At 52.8% G+C, this 5,136-nt stretch carries 8 protein-coding genes; 3 read left to right on the plus strand and 5 right to left on the minus strand.

Going from position 1 to position 5,136, the window contains the following annotated elements:
- Together QJ48_RS26050 and QJ48_RS26055 are read right to left on the minus strand one after the other, a co-directional pair.
- Window positions 1–544, minus strand: a 544-nt coding sequence (locus tag QJ48_RS26050) for an adenosylcobinamide amidohydrolase (protein ID WP_054976322.1), incomplete at its 3' end; no start/stop codon positions are given.
- A complete protein-coding gene (locus QJ48_RS26055) occupies window positions 541–768 on the minus strand; it encodes a hypothetical protein (RefSeq protein ID WP_054976323.1) in 228 nt (75 codons plus the stop codon). The genes QJ48_RS26055 and QJ48_RS26050, both read right to left, overlap by 4 nt.
- A gap of 129 nt (window positions 769–897) precedes the next feature.
- On the opposite strand from QJ48_RS26055, the gene QJ48_RS26060 reads away from it, so the two are divergent.
- Window positions 898–1,215 (plus strand): hypothetical protein, encoded by a 318-nt coding sequence (locus QJ48_RS26060; RefSeq protein WP_054976324.1) that lies wholly within the window; start codon window positions 898–900, stop codon window positions 1,213–1,215.
- Window positions 1,216–1,308: 93 nt separating this feature from the next.
- Here the strand turns inward: QJ48_RS26060 and QJ48_RS26065 are convergent, their stop codons facing one another.
- A complete protein-coding gene (locus QJ48_RS26065) occupies window positions 1,309–1,632 on the minus strand; it encodes a hypothetical protein (protein WP_010499765.1) in 324 nt (107 codons plus the stop codon).
- A 138-nt stretch (window positions 1,633–1,770) separates the two neighbouring features.
- The gene (locus QJ48_RS26070) at window positions 1,771–2,340 is read right to left on the minus strand and encodes a xanthine phosphoribosyltransferase (protein WP_054976325.1); all 570 of its coding nucleotides are present in this window, start codon (window positions 2,338–2,340) and stop codon (window positions 1,771–1,773) included.
- A gap of 310 nt (window positions 2,341–2,650) precedes the next feature.
- Here QJ48_RS26070 and QJ48_RS26075 point away from each other — a divergent pair, with 310 nt between their 5' ends.
- Window positions 2,651–3,391: a DUF4309 domain-containing protein gene (locus QJ48_RS26075; RefSeq protein WP_054976326.1), complete on the plus strand. Its 741-nt coding sequence runs from the start codon at window positions 2,651–2,653 to the stop codon at window positions 3,389–3,391.
- Window positions 3,392–3,441: 50 nt separating this feature from the next.
- On the opposite strand, the gene QJ48_RS26080 is transcribed toward QJ48_RS26075, so the two are convergent.
- Window positions 3,442–4,053 (minus strand): DedA family protein, encoded by a 612-nt coding sequence (locus QJ48_RS26080; RefSeq protein ID WP_054976327.1) that lies wholly within the window; start codon window positions 4,051–4,053, stop codon window positions 3,442–3,444.
- A gap of 209 nt (window positions 4,054–4,262) precedes the next feature.
- Here QJ48_RS26080 and QJ48_RS26085 point away from each other — a divergent pair.
- The coding region (locus QJ48_RS26085) for a hypothetical protein (RefSeq protein WP_054976328.1) at window positions 4,263–5,136 on the plus strand (874 nt) is incomplete at its 3' end.

Raw genomic sequence — 5,136 nt, forward strand, 5'->3', positions numbered from 1 at the left:
AATCCTGCAGAGCCGCCGTTTTCGCTTCCGTCGCCGTAATGACGGCATTGACGAACGCGGCGTCCGTCAAGCGACCTTCGATAACCAGCACCGTATTGATCGTGCCCGGAAACAAAGACGAAACGTCGCATGTCATGCCCGCTCTTGCCTTGTTGCTCAGCCCTGCAGTCACCCATGCGCATACGTCCGTCCCCCCGGGAAGACGAAGTTGCTCGTGTCCGAAATCTGCCAAGCTCGCCGCTGTCAGCAGCGCTGCCGTATTTTGGGGGTCGAACCCCTTTTCCTTCATAAAAGCATTCATCTCGGCCAGCGGATCGTCCGAAGCATACTGCTTGGGCACCTGCCGGTTCATTAAGCGGCGGAACTCCCCGAACCCTTCGCCCCACATGGAGGAATTCAGCGTCCGCAGCGGCCGTTTGCTCTCGATCAGGAAGTAGCTCTCATAGCCGCGGCTCGCGAAGCCGAATCGAAAACCGGCTAACGGAACGTCCGAATAGACCAGCTCGTCTGAGTAACGGCGGGAAGCAGGCAGTTCCGGGGTCATGAAAGCTCCCCCTCAAACAGCTCAATGCGCGGCTCCTGGAAGGGCTGAAAATGGTAGCTGCGGTCCAGCTTTACGATACGGCGGTTCTGCTTGCGGATCATGACCGTATCGTCGTCCCACGCGACTACGATGCCTTTTACATCGTTCGTCTTGTCCGCATCGCGTACGACCCGGAGCACCGTCCCCTCAACCCGGTATTTGTCCAATTGTTCGTCTGAAATCACGGTATTCCCCCCAATCTTCCTTCGACAATCAAGCTTGCCTTTACAGTCGGTTATGTAATAAGAATACATCATTTGGGGGATACAATAAACAGCGTCAGCGAGGTGTACGGATGAGAGGAGCGGATCGTCATGGAAAAGAAAACGTACTATATCGCCGTCGCAAGAGGCGAAATTTTGGAGCCGGAAGATGTGACCGGCAACTTCGAGTTCGAAATCCAGGCAACGGAAGAAGAAGTCGACAAGCTGCAGGAAATATTCGAGGAGCTTGCCATGAACGAAGAGGACACGGCGGTACGGGCGATGATTCCTTACCGGGAATACCACTCGGATAAAGAAAACGATGTGTACGACTGGAACTTGACGGAGATCTACCGGATGCTGCACGAACTCGGCACGCCGGATACAAGAAGGCATATTGAAGCGATGAATGTGCTGCCCCGGCAATAACGGCCATCCTGCGGTCAACCTGCTTCTACAACAAAAGAACCTGTACTGCGGACGCAAGCCCGGTACAGGTTCGATTTATGATTAGGGACAACGTTATCCTACATGCTCTCTGGTATCGTTCGTTTCGAACCAATAATCGAGCACTTTGCTGGACATGACGCGTTTGTTGATGTAGTCCACTTGCTGCTGCGAGAATTGCTGTTCCCACTCGACGTCCAGCTCTTTGCAAAGCTTTACGACAGTCAGCAGCTCGGACCAAGCCACATAGCGTTTGTACCAAAAAAATTGAGGATGCTCAATCATATAGGGATACAGATCGTCAAAATCCGTATGTTTACAATCAAGGGCACGTTCGAAGTGTACTTTCGCCTCATTCAATTTGGTCACGAAAAAATCTGCCGGAATTTCTTTCCCCATGCAAGTAGCACCTCCCCATCTTTGTCATTCGCCAACTGGCCGAAGATTAAACTTCATAAGTTTCAGCCTACGATCCATTATAAAGGAAAAAGCGGACAGATGGAAGGCTTAGCGTTCAGAAAGCCGAGACAAATGTTGCTATTCGAACCGGATCTCCCCGCCTGCAAGCGATGCGATCTTCGCAAGCGACTCCACCCGTACGCCGGACTCGCGGATCGTGCGTCCGCCGGCCTGAAACGATTTTTCCACGGCAATTCCAAGACCGAGCAGCGTCGCTCCCGAACGGCGGATGATCCGGATCAGCCCCCGTGCCGCATCGCCGTTGGCGATAAAATCGTCGATCAGCACGACGCGGTCTTTTTCGTCCAGAAACTCCTTCGAGACCATAATGTCGGTGACAATGCCTTTCGTAAACGATGGCACACGCTCGCAGTACGTTTCTGTCTCGGTGTTGAGCGACTTTTTGCGCCGGGCGAATACGAGCGGCACGTTCAATTCCTGTGCCGCTGCGAATGCGATCGGTATACCGGATGATTCAATCGTTAAAATTTTCGTAACGTTCTCGTCGCGGTACAAACGCGCGAACTCCCGTCCCATGGCCGTCGTCAGTACCGGATCGACCGCATGGTTCAGAATCGCATCCAGCTTGATCACCTCATCCGACACGATAACGCCCACTTCCCGGATCTTTTGTTTCAATAATTCCATTCTCCACGCCTCCGCTCTTTCATTTCCCTGTTCCCGTAAAACTTAACATAACGGCAAACTAGGTTTCAAGTACCATCTTTTACGGAATTGGAAACAAAGATGCAACTTTTTGCTTCGAAACATCGTCTAATGGGTATAACACAAGAAAGAATGTCTGCCCGGACGGAAATGAAGCTTTGAAAATGAAATTCCCGCATTTTCATAGCAATCGGCGGGGATTTGGGCATTTTTGCTCTTTGTGAAGAGGCCGGGTACACGGTATGATTTAAAGAGGTTACAGCCAAATTGTAACACGGAAAGGAAGCTCATGATGAACAGAAAGAGAGCCTTCATCGGAATCTTGTCCGTTATAATGATCATGATGATGGTGACAACGGGGTGCAAACCAAAACAAGCGGCGGCACCGACGCCTGCGCAGCCGAAGGAAATGGTTCCGGAATCGACGGTCGTTACGCCGACGGAAACAGCCTTGCCTCAGAACGAGACGATCACGAATCCGTCTGTCCCTACTCCTGCTACGCCGGCGGGAAATCAGGCCGATAAAGTCTCGCTCGCAAGCGCCGACAAGGGCGACAAGGGCGACAAGGACAAAGGAGAAGGCGAGCAGACGCCTCCGGCAGCGAAGCCCAATGCGCAAACGAAGCCGAAGATCGAAATCAAATCGCCGTATACGCAGGCCAAGCCGACCTTGCTGGGCTTGACGCTCAAAACGAGCGCTGCGGAAATTACAGAGAAATTCGGCAAGCCGAAAGAGCAATTCGTCATGGAGGATGACACTGATCCGATTACGGTGTACGATTACACCGATTTCCTCGTCGGCTTCGACAAGCAGAAACAGCTGCATTTTGTCGATGTCCGAAGCGCCGACGTCAATCCGGGTCTGAACGGCCTGAAGCTCGGCGACCCGGTTGAGGAAGTTACCAAAGCGCTCGGCAAACCGGATTCAAACACCAGCTTCGTTCTCACGTATAAAGCGACCGGAGCAGTGCTGAAGCTGGATATCGACCCGAAATCGCAAAAGGTCAATTCCATCAAATTGTTCGCGGAATAGCATCGTATGCCAAAAAAAACCTTGACAGGAGCTTCCTGTCAAGGTTTTTTTCATGTCCGGGTTACGGCCCGCTTGCGGTGCCGCCAATAACAATAACCGATAATAACGATAAGAATGACCAGTATCGCAATGGTTATTCCCATGTATCGGTGAGCCACCTGAATAATATGCGGAGCGTTGATCCCGATGACGTGCCCCAGGGTGAGAAACGATAAGCACCAGATTAAGCCCCCCACTCCCGCATAAAAGAGATACCGCCAAAATCCGACATTGCTGACGCCGGCTAAGTAGCACGTAAAGTGCCGCACCCCCGGCACGTAGTAGCCGAAAGAGACCGCCCACATGCCGTACTTGTGAAACCAGCCCTCGGCCACGCCCAGCCTTTCGGGCGTCAGCTTGACCCATTTTCCGTACTTGTAAAGAAACGGTTTGCCCACGGTCCGGCCTAAAAAATAACTGATCAGCATGCCTGTCATGGACCCGCTAAAGCAAACGGCAAGCGAAGTTCCGTAATCAAGCAGCGGATCTTGTCCTACCGTAAGCGAGCCCACGGTCGTCATTAATATTTCATCCGGCACAGGAATGCCAACAATGCCGAGCGCAAGCAAACCGTAAAGAGCTATATACCCGTATTGATCAATCATCTGCAAAAGATGCTCCACCTTCACACGCTCCAGCCAAATAATATCAGATCATGTTGAATGTCGGTCAAATCCTTTATCATTGTATCAGAATTCGTCCGTTAACCCAAGAACAAGCTTTTCTCCAGACAGATTGGCATGTCCGGCACAAACAAAAAGTCATGAGGCTTGGCCCCTTCTCATACGCTGTATCATAAAGGAAGCGGTCAGGAAGGGGGACTTGCGAGAGAATGAGAAAATGGGGGAGCATTCTGCAGGTCAGCTTCACCTATGTAGGCACCGTTGTAGGCGCCGGGTTCGCGACCGGGCAGGAAATTATCCAGTTTTTCACCCGCTACGGCTGGATGGCGACCTTCACCATCGGTGTCGCCAGCGCCTTGTTTATATGGCTGGGCATCAAGCTGATGCTGCTGGCCCACGATACCCGCGCGAAGTCTTACGAAGATCTCAATAGGCTGTTATTCGGAAAAACCGTCGGAAACGGCGTCAGCTTGTTCACTTTGGTGGCTCTGTTCGGCGTATCGACGGTCATGCTGGCCGGCGCGGGATCGGTTTTCGCCGAGCATTTGAATCTGCCGCTTCAATCCGGGCTGCTTTTTACCCTGCTGCTGGCGTATCTCATTCTTGTCCGTGGGATGAAGGCGATTATGGCCGTTAACTCCGTCATCGTCCCGCTCATGATCGGCTTCAGCTGCATTGCCGTATGGATTACCTGGGATACGCCCGGAGCCGGCAATTGGCTTCACATGGAATCGGATTATTCCGCCCAGCGCATTTGGTTCGCCGCGCTCCTCTACGCCGCGTTCAACCTGACCATGGCTCAAGCGGTGCTCGTACCGCTTGGCGCTCAGATTGAAGACCGGTCGGTGCTGTATTGGGGGGGCGTCTGGGGCGGAATCGGCATCGGGGCCATGCTGCTGGCAGGTCATTATGCGCTGTCCGCCCAAATGCCGGGGATCGCGCAGTTTGACATCCCGATGGGGCACCTGATTCACGGATTTGGCCCGCTGCTGCAGCTTCCCTTCATTCTGGTGATCTACGGGGAAATTTTCACAACCTTGCTGGCCGACGTTTACGGCTTGGCGCTGCAGATCGAGCAGCGAA

It is taken from the genome of Paenibacillus sp. A3 (genome assembly GCF_001399685.1).
In the GTDB taxonomy this organism is placed as follows: domain Bacteria; phylum Bacillota; class Bacilli; order Paenibacillales; family NBRC-103111; genus Paenibacillus_G.

Bases quoted from the DNA above. Each gene is read 5' to 3' on its own strand.
- QJ48_RS26070 (WP_054976325.1), bottom strand. From the start codon at position 2,340: ATGGAATTATTGAAACAAAAGATCCGGGAAGTGGGCGTTATCGTGTCG.
- QJ48_RS26075 (WP_054976326.1), top strand. From the start codon at position 2,651: ATGAACAGAAAGAGAGCCTTCATCGGAATCTTGTCCGTTATAATGATC.
- QJ48_RS26060 (WP_054976324.1), top strand. From the start codon at position 898: ATGGAAAAGAAAACGTACTATATCGCCGTCGCAAGAGGCGAAATTTTG.
- QJ48_RS26065 (WP_010499765.1), bottom strand. From the start codon at position 1,632: ATGGGGAAAGAAATTCCGGCAGATTTTTTCGTGACCAAATTGAATGAG.